This window comes from Dyella sp. GSA-30 (assembly GCF_027924605.1).
Taxonomy (GTDB): Bacteria; Pseudomonadota; Gammaproteobacteria; order Xanthomonadales; family Rhodanobacteraceae; genus GSA-30.
Genome location: NZ_AP027042.1, coordinates 2392447 through 2409901, shown reverse-complemented (window position 1 = coordinate 2409901; position 17455 = coordinate 2392447). Strand labels below are relative to the sequence as shown.

Annotated in this window: 16 protein-coding genes and 1 pseudogene; 3 read left to right on the top strand and 14 right to left on the bottom strand. The window is 62.1% G+C overall.

Annotated elements, in window-relative coordinates; all coding sequences use genetic code 11:
* The first annotated feature begins 21 nt into the window (after positions 1-21).
* Both epmB and QMG46_RS10665 read left to right on the top strand, forming a co-directional pair.
* A complete protein-coding gene (epmB, locus tag QMG46_RS10670) occupies positions 22-1044 on the top strand; it encodes an EF-P beta-lysylation protein EpmB (protein ID WP_281852490.1) in 1023 nt (340 codons plus the stop codon).
* A gap of 135 nt (positions 1045-1179) precedes the next feature.
* Complete coding sequence (locus QMG46_RS10665; RefSeq protein WP_281852489.1) at positions 1180-3231, top strand: GGDEF/EAL domain-containing response regulator; 2052 nt, start codon at positions 1180-1182, stop codon at positions 3229-3231.
* A 45-nt stretch (positions 3232-3276) separates the two neighbouring features.
* Here the strand turns inward: QMG46_RS10665 and QMG46_RS10660 are convergent, their stop codons facing one another.
* From QMG46_RS10660 to ffh, 10 genes are all read right to left on the bottom strand, one after another.
* Positions 3277-3741, bottom strand: a complete 465-nt coding sequence (locus QMG46_RS10660; RefSeq protein ID WP_281852488.1) for a DUF2147 domain-containing protein — start codon at positions 3739-3741, stop codon at positions 3277-3279.
* A gap of 93 nt (positions 3742-3834) precedes the next feature.
* On the bottom strand, positions 3835-5283 hold the full coding sequence (locus QMG46_RS10655; protein ID WP_281852487.1) for an outer membrane protein transport protein: 1449 nt from the start codon (positions 5281-5283) through the stop codon (positions 3835-3837).
* A 128-nt stretch (positions 5284-5411) separates the two neighbouring features.
* Positions 5412-5891, bottom strand: coding sequence for a PraA/PraB family alkane oxidation protein activator (locus QMG46_RS10650; RefSeq protein ID WP_281852486.1), 480 nt, complete (start codon positions 5889-5891; stop codon positions 5412-5414).
* A gap of 64 nt (positions 5892-5955) precedes the next feature.
* Positions 5956-6777: a TetR/AcrR family transcriptional regulator gene (locus QMG46_RS10645; protein ID WP_281852485.1), complete on the bottom strand. Its 822-nt coding sequence runs from the start codon at positions 6775-6777 to the stop codon at positions 5956-5958.
* A gap of 440 nt (positions 6778-7217) precedes the next feature.
* Positions 7218-8009, bottom strand: a complete 792-nt coding sequence (locus tag QMG46_RS10640) for a TetR/AcrR family transcriptional regulator (RefSeq protein WP_281852484.1) — start codon at positions 8007-8009, stop codon at positions 7218-7220.
* A 239-nt stretch (positions 8010-8248) separates the two neighbouring features.
* A complete protein-coding gene (gene rplS, locus QMG46_RS10635; protein ID WP_281852483.1) occupies positions 8249-8632 on the bottom strand; it encodes a 50S ribosomal protein L19 in 384 nt (127 codons plus the stop codon).
* A gap of 32 nt (positions 8633-8664) precedes the next feature.
* On the bottom strand, positions 8665-9438 hold the full coding sequence (gene trmD, locus QMG46_RS10630) for a tRNA (guanosine(37)-N1)-methyltransferase TrmD (RefSeq protein WP_281852482.1): 774 nt from the start codon (positions 9436-9438) through the stop codon (positions 8665-8667).
* A 19-nt stretch (positions 9439-9457) separates the two neighbouring features.
* Positions 9458-9973, bottom strand: a complete 516-nt coding sequence (rimM, locus tag QMG46_RS10625; protein WP_281852481.1) for a ribosome maturation factor RimM — start codon at positions 9971-9973, stop codon at positions 9458-9460.
* Positions 9974-9975: 2 nt separating this feature from the next.
* Positions 9976-10230 (bottom strand): 30S ribosomal protein S16, encoded by a 255-nt coding sequence (gene rpsP / locus QMG46_RS10620; protein WP_281852480.1) that lies wholly within the window; start codon positions 10228-10230, stop codon positions 9976-9978.
* Positions 10231-10415: 185 nt separating this feature from the next.
* Positions 10416-11798 carry a signal recognition particle protein gene (ffh, locus tag QMG46_RS10615; protein WP_281852479.1) on the bottom strand — a complete coding sequence of 461 codons (1383 nt, stop codon included), beginning with the start codon at positions 11796-11798 and terminating at the stop codon, positions 10416-10418.
* Between the two features lie 131 nt (positions 11799-11929).
* Between ffh and ccsA the strand changes: the two genes are divergently transcribed.
* On the top strand, positions 11930-12727 hold the full coding sequence (gene ccsA, locus QMG46_RS10610; RefSeq protein WP_281852478.1) for a cytochrome C assembly family protein: 798 nt from the start codon (positions 11930-11932) through the stop codon (positions 12725-12727).
* Between the two features lie 23 nt (positions 12728-12750).
* Here ccsA and radA read toward each other — a convergent pair whose 3' ends face one another.
* The 4 genes and pseudogenes from radA to rplI all read right to left on the bottom strand — a co-directional run bounded on the left by radA (position 12751) and on the right by rplI (position 17405).
* Complete coding sequence (gene radA, locus QMG46_RS10605) at positions 12751-14133, bottom strand: DNA repair protein RadA (protein WP_281852477.1); 1383 nt, start codon at positions 14131-14133, stop codon at positions 12751-12753.
* Between the two features lie 65 nt (positions 14134-14198).
* Positions 14199-15287: an alanine racemase gene (gene alr / locus QMG46_RS10600; RefSeq protein ID WP_281852476.1), complete on the bottom strand. Its 1089-nt coding sequence runs from the start codon at positions 15285-15287 to the stop codon at positions 14199-14201.
* Positions 15288-15307: 20 nt separating this feature from the next.
* Positions 15308-16663: pseudogene (locus QMG46_RS10595) on the bottom strand (replicative DNA helicase); the annotation flags it as partial.
* A 292-nt stretch (positions 16664-16955) separates the two neighbouring features.
* Positions 16956-17405 carry a 50S ribosomal protein L9 gene (gene rplI / locus QMG46_RS10590; RefSeq protein ID WP_281852474.1) on the bottom strand — a complete coding sequence of 150 codons (450 nt, stop codon included), beginning with the start codon at positions 17403-17405 and terminating at the stop codon, positions 16956-16958.
* Positions 17406-17455 lie beyond the last annotated feature (50 nt).

Genomic DNA, 17455 nt, shown 5'->3' with positions numbered 1-17455 from the left:
GATGCCCGCACGGGACCACTTATGATAACCGCAAGCCCAGGCGCCCGCATAACACCGGCCGCGCCCCAGGCCCACGGCGACTGGCGCCAGCTCTGGCGCGATGCCGTCACGGATGCCGGCGAACTGTTGCGCCTGCTGGATCTGGGGCACCTGGAGGCCGGCCTGCCGACAGACCAGGCCGGCTTTGCGCTACGTGTGCCGCGTGGCTTCGTGGCCCGTATGCGCCGTGGCGACGCAAGCGACCCGCTGCTGCTGCAGGTGCTGCCGCAGCTGGCCGAATTGGAGCCGGCACCGGGCTATACGGTCGATGCGGTGGGCGATATGGCCGCCCGCACCGCCCAGGGTGTGCTGCACAAGTACCAGGGGCGGGCCCTGCTGATCGCCAGCGGCAGCTGCGCGATCAACTGTCGCTATTGCTTCCGCCGCCACTTCCCCTATGGCGACGAGATGGCCGCGGCCGGGCAATGGCGTCATGCCCTGGCCCATGTGCGCCAGGACCCGAGCATCAGCGAACTGATCCTGTCCGGAGGCGACCCTTTGTCCCTCGCCACGGCCAAGCTGGAAGAACTGACCCGCGGCCTGGTCGATATCCCATCGGTCACGCGGCTGCGCATCCACACGCGCCTGCCGGTAGTACTACCCGAACGGGTGGACGATGCCCTCCTACAGTGGCTGGCCGACCTGCCGTTACAGAAAGTGATGGTGCTGCATGCCAACCACGCTCGCGAGTTCGACGCCTCGGTGGACCAGGCCTGCGCAAGGCTTCGCGATGCGGGCGTGACTCTGCTCAATCAGTCGGTGCTGCTGCGCGGGGTCAACGACGATGCCGATACCCTGGCCGAGCTGTCCGAGCGTCTGTTCGCCGCCGGCGTGCTGCCCTATTACCTGCACCAGCTCGATCGCGTCCAGGGCGCGGCGCATTTCGAGGTCGACGATGCGCGCGCATTGACGCTGGTCGAGGCGGTGCGACAACAACTTCCCGGCTATCTTGTGCCCAAGCTGGTGCGCGAGGTGGGTGGCGACGCATCGAAACGGCCATTGTGAGGCAATCCTCATTCAAACCCGCTTTGATGCTGGCAGTCCTCACGGGAATCCGTTAAAACCTTTTTTGCAGTCCGGTGCATTCACCGGTCCTGCCTCATACGCTTTCGTTTCGGTGAAATCCAAGGATCGTTCGACGTGTCGACGAAAACAGACCTGGTAATCAAGATTCTTTTCATCGAAAAATCGGTCGAGGACGCCGAGCAGATCATCAGCCTGTTACGTAATAACGGTATTGCGGTGCGCCCAGCGCGCGCCACCAACAGCGAACAGATGCAGGCAGCCCTGGACGAGCTGGGCCCCGACATCGTGCTGTTCGACCCGGAAATCGGCAGCCTGGACCTGCGTGAAGTCACCCGCCTGCTCGACGGTCATGGCCGCGACCTCTCGCTGATCGCCCTGGTCAGCCAGCTGGACAACGACCTGGCCACCGACATGTTCATCAACGGCGTGCGCGGCATTGCGCTGCGCTCGCAGCCACGCCAGTTGCTGGCGGTGGTACAGCGCGACTTCGACTCGCTCAACACGCGTCGCCAGCTGCGCCGGCTCGAATCGGCATTGCGCGAATCGGAGCGCCGCTGCGATGCCTTGCTCGATTCGTCCACCGATGCGATTGCCTACGTGCACGAAGGCATGCACGTACGCGCCAACCAGGCCTATCTCGAGACCTTCGGCTACAACGAATTCGACGACCTGCTCGGGTTGCCGGTGCTCGACATGATCGGCGCAGCGGACGCAGACGCATTCAAGACCACGTTGAAGTCACTGTCGCGCGGCGAAAAAATTCCGGGCCGCATCGAGGTGCAGGCGCGCCGCGCCGATGCCAGCTCGTTCAAGGCCAACGTGGAGTTCGCGCACGCCACGTTCGAAGGCGAGCCCTGCCTGCAGGTGGTGTTCCGCCGCCAGCAAGTCGATCCGGGCGTCATCGAACAGCTGCAGCGCGACCCGGTCACGGGCCTGTTCAACCGCGCCCGCATGCTCGAAACCATCGACCAGGCGGTCGCCGCCGCGACCGAAGGCAGCATGGGCCAGGCGCTGCTGCTGATCGAGCCCGATAGCTGGCAGGCGGTGGTCAGCGGCATCGGCCTGGGCAAGGCCGACGAACTGCTGGCCGCGTTTGCCACGCGGGTGGAATCCCTGCTCAGCCCGGACGACAGCGCCGGCCTGATTGGCGAACACATGATCGGCGTGATGCTGCATTCGCGTAACGACGAAAGCATCAAGGAATGGATCGCCGCGCTGCAAAAAAGCATCGCGGGCGAGATCTTCGACGTCGGCACGCGTTCGCTTACTGTGGCGGTCAGCATCGGCGGCAGCTTGCTGAGCGAAAAGAACGCCAATACCGAACTGCTGCTCGATCAGGCCAACCAGGCGCTGCGCAATGCGCAAAGCCAGGGCGGCAACCGCAGCGAACTGCACGACCCGGCCGCCCGCGAAAAGGCCGATGCCGAACGCGAGCGCTACTGGCTGACGCTGCTGCAGCAGGCACTGACCCAGAACGACTTTGTGCTCTATCACCAGCAGGTGATCAGCCTGCAGGATGCCGAAGGCGAGTTCTCCGAAATCCTGCTGCGCCTCAACGGCCCGCAAGGCGAAGTGTTGCCCGGCTTCTTCCTGCCGATCGCCGAGAAGCACAACCTCACCCCGGCGATCGATCGCTGGGTGTTGAACCAGGCGATCGAGATGCTGCGCCAGCGCGAGCGCTTCGGTACGCCGTCCACGTTCTTCATCAAGCTCACCGCCAGCTCGCTCAACGACGCCCAACTGATTCCCTGGCTGGCCGCGCGAATGAAACAGGCCGCGCTCAAGCACGGCCATATCGTGCTGGAAATGACCGAGAGCAAGGTGGTGACCCTGCTGCGCCCGGCACAGGAATTCGTCAGCGCCTGGAAGAAGATCGGCGGCCGCTTCGCATTGGAGCAGTTCGGTTCCGGCCTCAACTCGTTCCAGTTGCTCACGCATATCGAGGCGGACTACCTGAAGCTCGATCGCAGCTATATGGCCGAGCTACCGCAGCATCCGGAAAACCAGAAGCGTATCGCCGATCTGTGTCGGCAGGCGCGTGAAATGGATCGGCAGACGATTGCCGAATGGGTCGAGGATGCGGCGAGCACGTCGTTGCTGTTCGCCTGTGGTGTGGACTTCGTGCAGGGTAACTTCCTGCAGGAACCGCAACGCCTGATGGCTTGATGCGTTCGACTCTCCCATTGCGGGAGAGTCGAACTTCAAGGGCGCCTAATCCTGGCGCTCCCACACCTGGCTGCGACCGATCAGTGAAAAACCGATGTAACCGTGCACATCGAGTTTCCTACCGCCATCGGTCAGCGTGAGTTTGACCTTGTAGACCTTGCCGGTCTTCGGGTCGACGATCTTGCCGCCATCCCACACGTCGCCGTCCTTGCTGACGTCCCACAGGATGGTCATGCCCTCGATCGGCTGGTCCTTGCGGCTGCCATCGCATTTGACACACACCGGATGCTGCCCACCCTTGGCAATCTCCTCCGGCGAAAGGTTCATCACTTGCAACACCTTGCCTTGCAGCTTGCCGCCGGCATCGGTGATCTCGATCACCGACTTCTGCTTGCCGGTGACATCGTCGACCTGTTTCCAGGTACCAACCGGCGTGTCGTTGGCGGCCCAGGCACCGACGGCATGCATGAACAGGCCTGCGGCGATGGTCCATGACAACAAAGGCTTCATGCTGTTTCTCCTGGTATGAGGACGCGGAAAGCGAGGCGGAGTCCTTTCCACCCTACTCTCTCCAGACACGTCAAGGGAGGGAACGACGTGTCGTCAGAACTGATACGTCGCCGTCAACGACGCCACATTGCCCGCATCGGAGAAGGAGCCGTTCATGTTGCCGCCGCCCAGCGCCAGCGGCGCCGTGTTGTTGATGCGCGGATCGCTCAGGAACTGATGCGAGTAAGCCGCGTCGAACGTCAGATGCTCGGTCGGCTTGTAACCCACGCCGATGCTGACGATCTTGCGATCGTTATCAGGCACACGCGGATCGCGGGTGGTGTCGGTGGTCGGCGTCTGATCCCATGCAAAGCCGCCGCGCAGCACCCACTGTTCGTTGAGCTGGAAGTCGCCGCCCACGCTCAGGGTCCACGCGTTCTTGTAGTTCTGCGGCAAGGTCACCAGCTGCGTGCCGTCGGAGACGAGAATCAGGTCCTGGAACTTGGACCAGTTCGTCCATACCGCAGACGCACCCAGGGTGAAGCGGTCACTGAACTTGTGCAGGTAATCGATATTGACGAATCCCGGCAGATCCAGTGTCGCCGAAGCGGGGCCGCCAACGGGGTCGAGTTCGGGCAATTGCAGCTGCGGATTGGCCGCGTTGAGCTGATTGAGGATGGGAATGAACGAGATCAACGATTTGACGTCGACGGTGACCGGAAAACCGCCCTGATCGACGGTCTTTCCATCGTTCGGGTAATACATCCGGTATTGGCCCTTCAGGCGATTGCCGACGCGCGAGTGATAGCTGATACCCAGCGAGTCGTTGTCGCTTGGCTTGAATTCCGCGCCCAGAAAGTAACCCTGCGACCAGTTATGCACGCGCACATTGATCTGCGCGACGTTTTCCTGAAGGCTCGGCAGCGGACTCTGCAAGGCAAGGCCAGCTGCGCTGCCGACGTCGATCCCATTGTTGAGCTGCGCGCGCGTACGCTGCGCAATCACGCCAAAGCCAAGCGCAAAGTTATCGGTCACCTTGTAGCTGCCAGCGAAGCTCACGCCAAACGACTTGAGCGAGGTCATGGTGCCCCACTGCGCGCCGCGCCACTGGGAGTCGTACTTGGTCAGCAGGCCATAAGGCACTTCGATGCCAAAGCCCAGAGAAAAGCGGTCGGACACCGGCATCGCATAGAAGGCCGAACCGTCGTTAATGACGCGATGTCCTGCATTGGGTGTATTGCCGGGGATATCACGGCCGTAAGCGTCCGTGGTGCTCCCGTGGTACTGCGCACTGATATCGATGCCGATCCACGAACCCTGCATCACCGGTCCGGTCAACCACGCCATCGCGGCAGGATTGTTGTAGGCGGCAGAAGGATCGTTCTGCCATAACGAACCGCCGGCAAAAGCGCGGCCATAGCCCGCGGCATTGGTGGTCGGCAACTGGAACGCGGCGGCATGGGCCTGGCGCGGCATACCGAAAGCCATTAACAGCCCGGCCGCCAGCGCGGTGCAGATCAGGGCCTTGGCATGGGACGGGGCAACAGCTTTGCTTTTCTTCATGTCGACGCTCTCACATGTGCGGGTCACAGGAATTGACAAGAATCGTTGAAACGGCGTGCGACTAACGAAAGGCTAGCCGCACGCCCGACTGCATCCAGTCGTTCACGGCCGCAAGCGGCCGCTTACCATCAGGGGTTGACGATGGAGAACGCTGGGGTGGTGGTCAGCGATCCGCTGACACCGCAAACACCCAGGCTGCCGCTCAGGTTGATGGTGCTACCGCTGATCGTTGCGCCGACATTGCCCGAGCAGGTGCCGAACGGCGTGGAGACCTGCACCGAGTTAATGGTTGCGCTCGTGGTCGAATTGAGTGTCACGTTCCAGAAATTGTTCGGTGCCGCCGGGAAAACTGCATGGACAGACGAGCAAGTGGTGCTGCCGGTAAATACCGCCTGGGTCACATGGATGATGGTGCCCGTGGAATCGGTCGTGAGCGTAAAGGTCGACGTGCAGGGAACCGGCACGCCAAGGATCGAGAGACTGGTCGGGCCAGTGGCGATAACGGTCGAGCTGACCGGCAACGCATGCAGCGCGAATGCCGGTGCTGCGACGATCGTGCCCGCAGCCATCACACATGCCATTGCCAATGCTTTGAATTGCGCTTTCATATCCATACCTCGCAATAAAAGTTAAGACGTAACGGCACCGCCCGGTGCCGAACGTTTACACCGACTAAAACGACTTCCCCTGTGTTTCGACGCTCCACGGCTCGTTACCGGGAACCAATCTCTTGCTTCCACCGATCAACTGCGCGGCAACCGCCTGCTCCGCCGCGTCGACGGCTTGCGCCGCCGTATTGGCCTGCTCTACGACACGCTGCACGACACGGACTTGCTCCGGCGTGCCAAGCGGCGCGGTGAGCATGGGACCGATAAGCGCATTCAGACGCGCCAGCAGCGTGGCGTCGTCGATCACCTCGCCGACGCATAGCGCGTCGATCAATTCATCCATGTTTTCGCCAGCCAGCAGCCCGGACAGGCTTTGCAGGCAAAACCGCAGACGCATGCTGAGTTCGTTGCGCGGCCACTCCGGCAACGCGCGCGAGAACGCTTCGAAGAAACGCTCGTAGATCGGCCGATAATGCTGTTGCAGGTAGTCGCGAATGAAACGCGACGGATCGCTGTACACGCGCCCGAGCAGGCGCATGAATACCGGATCGCCGGCCGGCGGGCGGCTGAGCCGCAGCGCGGGCACGAACAGCACGCTCAGCACGGCAGCGGCTTCAAGCGGTTGCCCATCCTGCTGTTCGCAGCAGGCCAGCAATTGCAGACGCTCGCGATTGAGACGGTCCAGCCGCTTGGCCAGCATCTCGTGCACAAGCAGCTCCTTGCTGCCGAAGTGGTAGTTGACCGCGGCAAGGTTGGCATCCGCGCGACGGGTGATCTGGCGCAGCGACATGGCCTCGTAGCCGCGCTCGATGAATAGCCATTCCGCAGCCTGCAACAGGCGCTCGCGCGTGCTGGCGTGACCGATGCTGGCGTGCTGGCTATTCACCCTTTTTGAAGCCCCTGAAGCGAGATGTGAGACAGATCCCTGTTCGGCCGGCATGCATTGCCCGCCAAACACCTATTTCAACTGCCGACTTCAACTACCCCATTCAATCCGTCTCTTCAAATCAATAATTGAAACGGATGTTTATACGATGGACCCGGGGTCGGGGCGGGTCAATCTGCAACGCACAAGCCTTATCCGGGCACAATCTGGCTCGTTTTGATGCTATGCAGCGCGATTGACGAAAGCGCGGGAAATCGCCGGTTTTAAGGGTTTGAAACAGGCTTCGGCGAGCAACGTACGGGCGCTCGAAAGCACGCGGCGTCGATAACTGCCACGACAGGAATTGTTGCAACGCACCCGGCTTCAACGCGGCTCCCACACGATGGCGGGGTGTTGAAGCTAGCGTTCGGGGTTAAAAGACGACAAAGACAGGCGAGGATTCAGCGCTCATCACGCGGCGCAGGGCGTCCACGCGCCCCGTCGGCCTGCGCGGCCTGCATCGTGGCATCGGCCGCCTTGGCCGCCACGTCCGCCATGCTCGCCACCTGTTGCACGGCACGCACCTGTTCGGGCGTGCCCAGCGGATCAGTCAGCATGGGCAGCACCAGGGCAATCAGACGCGCCAATAGCACGTCCTCGCCCAACAACTCACCCATGCTGAGCGCGGCAATCAACTCGTCCACGCGCTGCCCCGCGAGCAGACCGGCCAGGCCCTGCAGGCTGAAGCGCAGACGCATGCTCAATTCACTGCGCGACATGTTCGGCAAGGCGCGCGAGAACGCCTCGAAGAACCGCTCGAAGATCGGGCGGTAATGGTCTTCAAGATAGTTACGGATAAACGGCGACGAGTCGCTATAGACGCGGCCCAACAGACGAATGAAGGTCGGATTGCCCGCGGGCGGCCGGCTGAGGCGCAACGCCGGCACAAACAACACGCTCAGTACCGCAGCGGCATCGAGCCGGCCACCGCTTTGTTCTTCGCAGCACGACAGCAGCTCCAGGCGCTCGGTATTCAGGCGATTCAAACGCCTGGCCAACACCTCGCGCATCAACAGCTCCTTGCCGCCGAAGTGATAGTTCACCGCGGCCGAATTGGCCTCCGCACGACGTGTCACTTCCTGTATCAGCATGGCTTCGTAACCATGCTCGATAAACAACGTCTCGGCCGCCTGGAGCAGCCGATGGCGTGTATTCGTATTGCCCAGGCCAACGTCTTGGCTATCGACAGGCATACCGTTCCGGGTCCTTTACTACCGCGAAATTAAAGCCGCTAGACACCGCCAGATTGCCGTCCATTGGCCATTCGATGTCTGTCCGCGAATGAGTGCTGATACTAGCAGGAGGACAGGCTGGCGACGGATAGACGGCCATCATCCGTAAGAGGTAGCCATGCTCAACCCGGCAGCAGGCAACAAAAAACCCGCGGAGCGATCCGCGGGTTTTCGTAGACAGTACGAGGAAGCGGTGACGCTTACTCGGCCGACTTCGCAGCCTTGGCGGCGGCAGCGGCGGCGATGTCTTCCTTGATGCGGGCGGCCTTGCCTTCCAGACCACGCAGGTAGTACAGCTTCGCGCCGCGAACCTTACCCTTACGCTTGACCTGGACCGAGTCGATGGCCTGGCTGTGCGACTGGAACACACGCTCCACGCCGGTGCCATGGGAAATCTTGCGCACGGTGAAAGCCGAATGCAGACCGCGGCTGCGCTTGGCGATGACAACACCCTCGAACGCCTGGACGCGCTCGCGGTTGCCTTCCTTGACCTTCACGTTGACCACCACGGTGTCGCCAGGGCCGAAATCCGGCAGCTGGCGGGTGATCTGCTCGGCTTCGAACTGTTCAATGATCTTGTTCATGGCACACCCGTCGATTTTTCAATTAGCTGCGGTCACTGATCGGCCGCATCGTTTTGCCGCGTCTGCTTGAGAGCATGTTCGCGGCGGAATTCATCCAGCAATGCGCGAGACTGTTTGTCCAACGTGCATTGCGCCAATAAGTCCGGTCGTCGCAACCAGGTCCGTCCCAGCGATTGCTTCAGGCGCCAGCGGCGAATAGCCGCGTGATCACCGGATAACAACACCTCCGGCACGTCCCCGTATGCGTCTTGCACCGGTTTCGCATAGTGCGGACAGTCGAGCAAACCGTTCGAAAACGAATCCTGCTCGGCCGATTGCGCGTCGTTCAACGCGCCGTCCTGCAAGCGGCCCACCGCGTCGATAATCACCGCGGCTCCCAACTCACCGCCAGACAGCACATAATCGCCGATAGAAAGCTCTTCGTCGACCTCGTGCGCCAGCAGACGCTCGTCCACACCTTCGTAACGCCCACAAAGCAAAGCGATTCGCGGCTTTTTGGCCAGCGCCTCCACTCTGCCCTGCGTCAGCCGCGCTCCTTGCGGACTGAGATAAATCACGTGCACCGGCTCCGGTGCGGCTTCGCGAACGGCCTTGAGGGCTGCACGCAAAGGTTCGATCAACATCACCATGCCGGGACCGCCGCCGTAAGTACGGCCATCCACGGTACGGTAATTGTCGGTGGCGAAATCGCGCGGGTTCCAGGTTTCCACCTGCAACAGCTGTCGCTGCTGCGCGCGTCCTACGACACCGACGGCAGCGCACTGGCGAACGAAGTCGGGGAACAGCGTAACGACATCGAAGCGCATCGGACCCTCAATCGAAGCTTTAGAACTCGGGGTCCCAGTCCACCACCATGCGCCCGCCGGACAAGTCCACCGAACGCACATAAGAGCCCTGGACAAAGGGAACCAGCCGCTCGCGCTCGCCGTCCCTCACTACCACGACATCGTTGGCACCGGTCGCGAACAGGTGAGTGACCCGTCCCAATGCCACGCCTTCCGTGGTGACGACCTCAAGACCTTCGAGATCGACCCAGTAATACTCATCCTTGCCGGGAGGCGGCAACTGCTCGCGAGCGACATAGATATCGCTACCGATCAGCGCTGCCGCTTGATCGCGGTCCGTCACGTCGGGCATGAAGGCGATTAACCCTTTACCCTGCGGACGGCCCTTGACTCCCTTGACCTCCGTCTCCACACCCGGCGCCGCAGTGAGCAGCCAGGGCTGGTAGTCGAAGATCCGGATGCGCGGCTCGGTCCAAGATTCGATCTTGAGCCAACCCTGCACCCCGTACAGCCCGACGATACGTCCAACCAGGACGCGCCGACCGGCTGCCGTCATGCTCAGGCAGCCTGCTGCTTGCCGGCTTCCTTCAACAGGGCGGCAACCTTGTCGCTCAACTGAGCGCCCTTGGAAACCCACTCCTGCACGCGAGCGACGTTCAGCTCAAGGCGCTTGTCCTTGCCCGAGGCCACCGGGTTGTAATAACCGACATTCTCGATGCTACGGCCGTCACGCGCGCTGCGCGAATCGGTCACGAGGACGTGGTAGAACGGACGGCCCTTGGCGCCGCCGCGCGAAAGACGAATCTTAACCATAGTAAAAACTCCAGAGTTGCCGGAAGCGCCGGCAGCACGCCCTAGGTGTGGGCGCGGTAAACGCGGCATTTTAATGATGTGGATCAGTTGTGTAAAGGGTTGGAGCGTAAAGTCGCCCACCCAAGCGGGCTGGGGAGGCTAAAACCGCCCGCTTTATGCCCTCAAGGGGGAAGAAAGCGACAGCTTTAACGCATCGGAGGCATCCCACCGCCCATGCCGCCCATACCCTTCATGGCCCCGCGCATCTGGCGCATCAGGCCCTTCGAGCCGCCCTTGGACAGCTTGGACATCATTTTTTCCATCTGCATGTACTGCTTGAGCAGGCGGTTGACGTCGGCCGGCTGGGTGCCCGAGCCACGTGCGATACGGGCGCGGCGCGAGCCGTTGAGCAGGTCCGGATGGCGGCGCTCCTTCTTGGTCATCGAACTGATGATCGCCACCATGCGGTCGATTTCTTTGTTATTGACCTTGGATTTGACGTTGTCCGGTAGATTGGCCACGCCCGGCAGCTTGTCCATCAAGCCGGCCAGACCGCCCATATTGTTCATCTGCTCGAGCTGATCCTTCATGTCGTTCAGGTCGAAGCGCTTGCCCTTCATGACCTTCTGGGCGAGCTTGTGCGCCTTCTCCTGGTCGACCTTGCGCTCGACTTCCTCGACCAGCGACAGCACGTCGCCCATGCCCAGGATGCGCTGAGCCACACGATCGGGGTGGAACGGCTCCAGCGCATCGGTTTTTTCGCCGGCACCGAGGAACTTGATCGGGCGACCGGTGACATAGCGCACCGACAAGGCCGCACCGCCGCGGGCATCGCCGTCGGTCTTGGTCAGCACGACGCCGGTCAGCGGCAACGCTTCGGCAAAAGCCTTGGCCGTGTTGGCCGCATCCTGGCCGGTCATGGCGTCGACCACGAACAGGGTTTCGATCGGCGTGATCGCGGCATGCAAGGCCTTGATCTCGGCCATCATCGCCTCGTCCACATGCAGGCGACCGGCGGTATCGACCAGCAGCACGTCGATCACTTCGCGACGGGCGGCAGCGATCGCGGCCTTGGCGATGTCGACCGGATTCTGGCCCGCCTCGGACGGGAAGAACTTCACCCCGACCTGTTCGGCCAGCGTACGCAACTGCTCGATGGCGGCCGGACGATAGACGTCGCAGCTGACCACCATCACTTTCTTTTTCTTGCGCTCGGTGAGAAAGCGCGCCAACTTGGCGACCGTGGTCGTCTTACCGGCACCCTGCAGGCCCGCCATCAACACCACCGCCGGCGGCTGCTGAGCCAGGTTGAGCTCGGCATTGACCGTACCCATCACCGCGGTCAGCTCATCGCTGACCACCTTGACCAGCGCCTGGCCGGGCGACAGGCTCTTGAGCACGTCCTGACCGACCGCGCGCACCTTTACCCGCTCGATCAAGGCCTGCACCACCGGCAGCGCCACGTCGGCTTCGAGCAGCGCGATACGCACTTCACGCAGGCTCTCGCGGATGTTTTCTTCCGTCAGCCGCCCGCGGCCGCGCAGGCGGTCGACGGTGGCGGAAAGGCGTTGGCTGAGCGACTCGAACATGGCTTGGACGCAATAAGGTGAAAGGGGGCAATTATAACCGACAGATTCGCCGGGGAACGCCGTAACCCGCGACAATAACGACAGAAGGCACGCCTACAGCTGGGCAGCGGCCTATGCGACACTTTCGCGCTATGGTCCTTCCCGCCCTCGCCCTGCTTGCCATCGTCCTGTACCTCGCGGCCGCTGCCGGGCTGGCGCGACCGCTGCTGAACGGCGGAAAGCCATTGAATCGCACCGCCCTGGGTGTCGCCGGCCCCGCGGCGCTTATCCATGCCAGTCTGCTGCTCGGCATTCACCGCGGCTCGCTGGATCTGCATTTCTTTGCCGCGCTGTCGCTGGTGGCCTGCGTGGTCTCGATCATCACCCTGCTGGTGAACCTGTGGCGCCCGGTGGCCGCACTGGGTGTGATCGTGTTCCCGCTGAGCGCCCTGCTCCTGGCCGTCGACAGCTTCATGGTGCGCGAGCGCCTGCCCCTGGCCATGGACTGGCAGATCAAGCTGCACGTGACGGTGGCTCTGCTCGCCTTCAGCGTACTGTCGATTGCCGCGGTGCTGGCGATTCTGCTGGCGGTACAGGAGCGCGCGCTACGCCATCGCCAGTTCGGCAACTGGTTGCGTGCGCTGCCGCCGCTGACGCTGACCGAGACCTTGCTGTTTCGGTTGATCGGTGCGGGCTTCGTCTTGCTCAGCCTGACCTTGCTCACCGGCATTCTGTTTGTCGACGACCTGTTCGGTCAGCATTTGGTCCACAAGACCGTGTTGTCGATCATCGCCTGGCTGGTATTCGGCGTGCTGCTTTACGGTCGCTGGCGACACGGCTGGCGCGGGCGTCGCGCGGTGAATCTCACGCTGATCGGCATGGGTGTGTTGCTGCTGGCGTTCTTTGGGTCGAAGTTCGTGCTGGAAGTTATTTTGCATCGCGGGGCTTGAGCTTCACCTGCAGCCCCACGAGATCAATCGCCGCGAGCAGCATCGATCGCCTGCGACAACCGCTCCACACCCAGCACTTCCATCTCGCCGACCTTGCCCTTCTTCGGCGCGTTCGCCTTGGGCACGATCGCTCGCTTGAAGCCATGAGTCGCGGCTTCTTTCAGCCGTTCCTCACCATTGGGCACCGGACGAATCTCGCCGGACAAGCCGACTTCGCCGAAGGCAATGGTCTTATCCGGTAGCGGCCGATCGCGCAGGCTCGACAATACGGCCAGCAGCACAGGTAAATCCGCGGCCGTCTCCTGCACGCGAATACCGCCAACCACATTGACGAAGACGTCCTGGTCGTACGCTGCAATACCTCCATGGCGGTGCAGCACGGCCAACAACATCGCCAGGCGATTCTGTTCCAGACCGAGCGTCACACGACGCGGGTTGCCGAGTGACGATTGATCGACCAGGGCCTGCACTTCGACCAGCAATGGACGCGTGCCTTCGCGCGTCACCATCACGGCGCTACCGGAGGTCGGGCCTCCATGTGCGGAAAGGAAGATCGCCGAAGGATTGGGCACCTCGCGCAGACCCTTTTCGCTCATCGCGAAGACACCCAGTTCGTTGACCGCGCCGAAGCGGTTCTTGAACGCGCGTAGCACGCGAAAACGGCTACCCGATTCGCCTTCGAAATAAAGCACCGCATCGACCATGTGCTCGAGCACGCGCGGGCCGGCGATGCCGCCCTCCTTGGTCACGTGGCCGACCAGAAACACCGACGTACCGGTTTCCTTGGCAAAACGCGTCAGTTTGGCAGCCGATTCGCGCACCTGGCTGACCGAGCCCGGCGCGGCGGTGAGCAATTCGGTCCAGATGGTCTGGATGGAGTCGATGACCAGCACGCGCGGACGTGCGGCCGCGGTTTGTTCGAGGATGCGCTCGATGCAGGTTTCGGCCAGTGCATGCAAAGGCGCGAGCGGCAGATCCAGGCGCTGGGCACGCGAGGCGACCTGGGCCAGGGATTCTTCGCCGGTGACATAGACGCTGGACAGCTGCGCACCCAGCGTACCGAGCATCTGCAACAGCAACGTGGATTTGCCGATACCGGGATCGCCACCAATCAACACGACCGAACCGTCGACCAGGCCGCCGCCAAGTACCCGGTCGAGTTCACCGATGCCGGTGCACGTGCGCACATCAGCGGTCAGCGCGACTTCGGTCAGCGGCGTGACTTTGGGAGGTTCCACGGCGCCGGCATAACCGGTGCGCCGTGCCGCGCCGACCGATTTGACCGCCGGCTGCAGCACGACTTCGCTCAACGTATTCCACACGCCGCACTCGATGCACTGGCCCTGCCATTTGGAATGCTCGGCGCCGCAATCGGTGCAGACGTACGCGGTTTTAGCTTTTGCCATGAGGAAGCGACTCGGTGATACAGACGCACAGCTTAGTAGGTGCGCATCGCAGGAGGCGAGACGCGCTATCCCTCGTCCTCGACAAACAACACGCGTCGGGTCATGCCGCAGGTAAGGTCATAGGAAATCGTGCCGGCCTGTGCGGCGATCTCCTCCACCGGCAATTCCGGCCCCCACAACACCACCCGGTCACCTACCTTCGCGTGCGGCGCGGAGCGCAGGTCCAGGGTAATCAGGTCCATCGAGACGCGTCCGATCAGTGGAACGCGCTGCCCGCCGATCAATACCGGCGTACCCGCCTGCGCGCTACGTGGATAGCCGTCGCCGTAACCCACGGCAGCCACGCCCACGGCCATATCTTCGGGACAGGTCCAGGTGCCGTTGTAACCAATACGCTCACCGCGTTTGATCTGGTTGACCGCGATCAGGCGCGTACTCAAGGTCATGGCCGGCCGAAAACCGAAATCCGCGGCGTTCTTGCCATCGACTACCGACAAGCCGTACAGCAAACCACCGGTGCGCACCCAATCCTCGCGCGCCTCCGGCCAACCGAGCACGGCGGCTGAATTGGACAAGGAACGCGGCCCCTTCAGGCCCTTGGTGGCCTCATGAAAGCGCGCCATCTGCGTCGGCGTCCGCGTGCTGTCGAACACTTCCGAATCGGAAAAGTGCGCAAGCAAGCCGATATCCGGATCGATGCCCGGCATGGCGGCTAGCTGTGCATGCACCTGGGCCACATGCTCCGGTGCGAAACCGAGACGATGCATACCGGCGTCGATTTTCAGCCACACGCGCAGTCGTCCACGCGCGGGCGTCGCTTCGGCCAGCCAAGCCAGCTGCGAGACGTGATGAATCGCGGCTTCGAGTCCGAGGCGCTGCATTTCGGCGATATCGCCCGATTGGTCCGGGCCGGACAATACGACGATGCGCTGCTTGTGTCCGGCCGCGCGCAAGCGCAGGCCATCGCCCAGTGCAGCCACGGCAAAGGCTTCTGCTTCGCCATTCAAGGCGCGAGCTACACGCTCCAGGCCATGCCCATACGCATCGGCCTTGACCACTGCCATCACTTTTGCGGGAGCCGCCATCTCCTTGATGCGAGCGAGATTGTGGCGTAACGCGGCGAGGTGAATGGTGGCGACAGTGGTTCGGCTCATTGATCCGTCAATAGAAAACGTTATTCGAACGCGCCGACGAAGGAATCCGGCGCATAGTTTTCGAACTTGGTGTAGTGGCCGAGGAAGGCCAGCTTCACCGTATCCGTGGGACCGTTACGCTGCTTGCCGATGATGATTTCGGCCAAGCCCTTATCCGGCGATTCCTTGTTGTAGTACTCGTCGCGGTAGATAAACATGATCACGTCCGCGTCCTGCTCGATAGCGCCCGATTCGCGCAAGTCCGACATCATCGGCCGCTTGTCGGCTCGTTGTTCCAGCGAGCGGTTCAACTGCGAGAGCGCGATCACCGGCACCTGTAGCTCTTTGGCGAGGCCTTTAAGTGAACGCGAAATTTCTGAAATTTCGGTGGCGCGATTCTCTTTATTTCCGGGCACCTGCATCAGCTGCAGGTAGTCGATCACGATCAGGCCCAGGCCGCCGTTCTCGCGATGGATGCGGCGGGCACGCGAGCGCAGTTCCACCGGCGACAGGCCGGGGGTGTCGTCGATAAAGATCTTCGCTTCGGAAAGGATCGCGATGGCATTGGTGACGCGAGGCCAGTCTTCCTCGGCCAGATCGCCGTTACGCAGATGCTGCTGGTGGATGCGGCCGATCGAGGAAATCAGACGGAAAGCCAGCTGCGAGGCGGACATTTCCATCGAGAAGATCACCACCGCCTTCTTCGCTTTCAGCGCGGCCGCCTCGGCAATATTGACCGAGAACGCGGTCTTGCCCATCGAAGGACGGGCCGCCACGATGATCAGGTCGGAGGGCTGCAAACCCGAGGTCAGCTCGTCCAGATCGGTGAAGCCGGTGGAGATACCGGTGAGCTGACCGCGATTCTCATAGCGTTCGGACAGCAGGCGGAAAGCGTCTTTCACCGCCTCGCGCATCGACACGGTGTCTTTCTTACCGCGCGCGCCGGACTCGGCAATTTTGAAGACGCGCTGCTCGGCCTTCTCCATCACCTCCTGCACGCTCTGCCCTTCCGGGCGATAACCGTCTTCGGTGATTTCGGTGCCGGCATCGATTAGCTGACGCAGGATCGACTTTTCGCGCACGATATCGGCATAAGCGCTGATATTGGCCGCGCTGGGCGTCGCATTGGCCAGCTCGATCAGATAACTCGAGCCGCCAACCATCTCAGCCAGGCCATTGGCCTCGAACCAGTCGCCCAAGGTCACCGCGTCGCAGGGCATACCCTTGTTGGCCAGCTCGGTAATCGCACGCCAGATCAGACGATGATCCTTGCGATAAAAATCGTGCTCGCTGAGGCGGTCGGCCACCTTGTCCAGCGCATCGGGGGCGAGCATCAGTCCGCCCAGGACGGCCTGCTCGGCGTCGAGCGAGTGCGGCGGGACGCGCAGCGCCTCGATACCGGACAGGGATCCGGATTTACGCTCTGGAACAAAGGACATCGCTTTTCCTCGCTTCGAGGCGCCCGATCGACGCGGGCGGTCTTCTTCGTAATCCATCATACGCGGCGAGGTCTCAGGAACCGATACGGAAAGCTGTGGATATCTTGTGGAAACTTGGGGATAAAAAGAGGAGCGAGTGAAGAGGAGTGAGGAGTGAGGAGTGAGTGCCCCCCCCCCTTCGTCCACTCATTACCTCCGCCAACAAAAAAGGCGCCGAAGCGCCTTTTTTGTTGGCGAGGCCTGGAGAGAATTACTTCTCGCCGACCACGATCACCTTGACCGAACCCTGCACATCAGCGTGCAGCGCGATCACGACGTCATACTCACCGGTGGTGCGGATCGGGCCTTCGCCCTGGATCACTTCATTCTTGTGAATGTTGTGACCGGCGGCCTGCAGCGCTTCGGAAATCTCGCGCGGACCGACCGAACCGTACAGCTTGCCTTCCGGGCTGGTGTTGGCGGCGATGGTCACCGACACGTCGGCCAGCTTGGCGTGGCGCGACTGAGCGTCGGCCAGCAGGCTGTTGGCCTTGGCTTCGTACTCGGCGCGGCGCTTCTCGAAAGCTTCGAGATTGGCGGCGTTGACCGGCACGGCCTTGCCCTGCGGCAGGAGGTAGTTACGACCGTAACCCGGCTTGACCTTGACCTTGTCGCCCAGGTTGCCGAGGTTGCGGACTTTTTCGAGAAGAATCAGTTCCATGGTGGTTCCTATTCGTTAGCACCGGTGTGGCCCGATGCAGCCAAGGACGG

What these genes read in the sequence shown, in the direction of transcription:
- rplS (WP_281852483.1), bottom strand. Translation starts at nt 8,632, where the DNA reads ATGAACAAGATCATTGAACAGTTCGAAGCCGAGCAGATCACCCGCCAG.
- rpsP (WP_281852480.1), bottom strand. Translation starts at nt 10,230, where the DNA reads ATGGTTAAGATTCGTCTTTCGCGCGGCGGCGCCAAGGGCCGTCCGTTC.
- epmB (WP_281852490.1), top strand. Translation starts at nt 22, where the DNA reads ATGATAACCGCAAGCCCAGGCGCCCGCATAACACCGGCCGCGCCCCAG.
- trmD (WP_281852482.1), bottom strand. Translation starts at nt 9,438, where the DNA reads ATGCGCTTCGATGTCGTTACGCTGTTCCCCGACTTCGTTCGCCAGTGC.
- QMG46_RS10660 (WP_281852488.1), bottom strand. Translation starts at nt 3,741, where the DNA reads ATGAAGCCTTTGTTGTCATGGACCATCGCCGCAGGCCTGTTCATGCAT.
- alr (WP_281852476.1), bottom strand. Translation starts at nt 15,287, where the DNA reads ATGAGCCGAACCACTGTCGCCACCATTCACCTCGCCGCGTTACGCCAC.
- rplI (WP_281852474.1), bottom strand. Translation starts at nt 17,405, where the DNA reads ATGGAACTGATTCTTCTCGAAAAAGTCCGCAACCTCGGCAACCTGGGC.
- QMG46_RS10640 (WP_281852484.1), bottom strand. Translation starts at nt 8,009, where the DNA reads ATGCCTGTCGATAGCCAAGACGTTGGCCTGGGCAATACGAATACACGC.
- ffh (WP_281852479.1), bottom strand. Translation starts at nt 11,798, where the DNA reads ATGTTCGAGTCGCTCAGCCAACGCCTTTCCGCCACCGTCGACCGCCTG.
- QMG46_RS10650 (WP_281852486.1), bottom strand. Translation starts at nt 5,891, where the DNA reads ATGAAAGCGCAATTCAAAGCATTGGCAATGGCATGTGTGATGGCTGCG.
- rimM (WP_281852481.1), bottom strand. Translation starts at nt 9,973, where the DNA reads ATGACGGCAGCCGGTCGGCGCGTCCTGGTTGGACGTATCGTCGGGCTG.
- radA (WP_281852477.1), bottom strand. Translation starts at nt 14,133, where the DNA reads ATGGCAAAAGCTAAAACCGCGTACGTCTGCACCGATTGCGGCGCCGAG.
- QMG46_RS10655 (WP_281852487.1), bottom strand. Translation starts at nt 5,283, where the DNA reads ATGAAGAAAAGCAAAGCTGTTGCCCCGTCCCATGCCAAGGCCCTGATC.
- ccsA (WP_281852478.1), top strand. Translation starts at nt 11,930, where the DNA reads ATGGTCCTTCCCGCCCTCGCCCTGCTTGCCATCGTCCTGTACCTCGCG.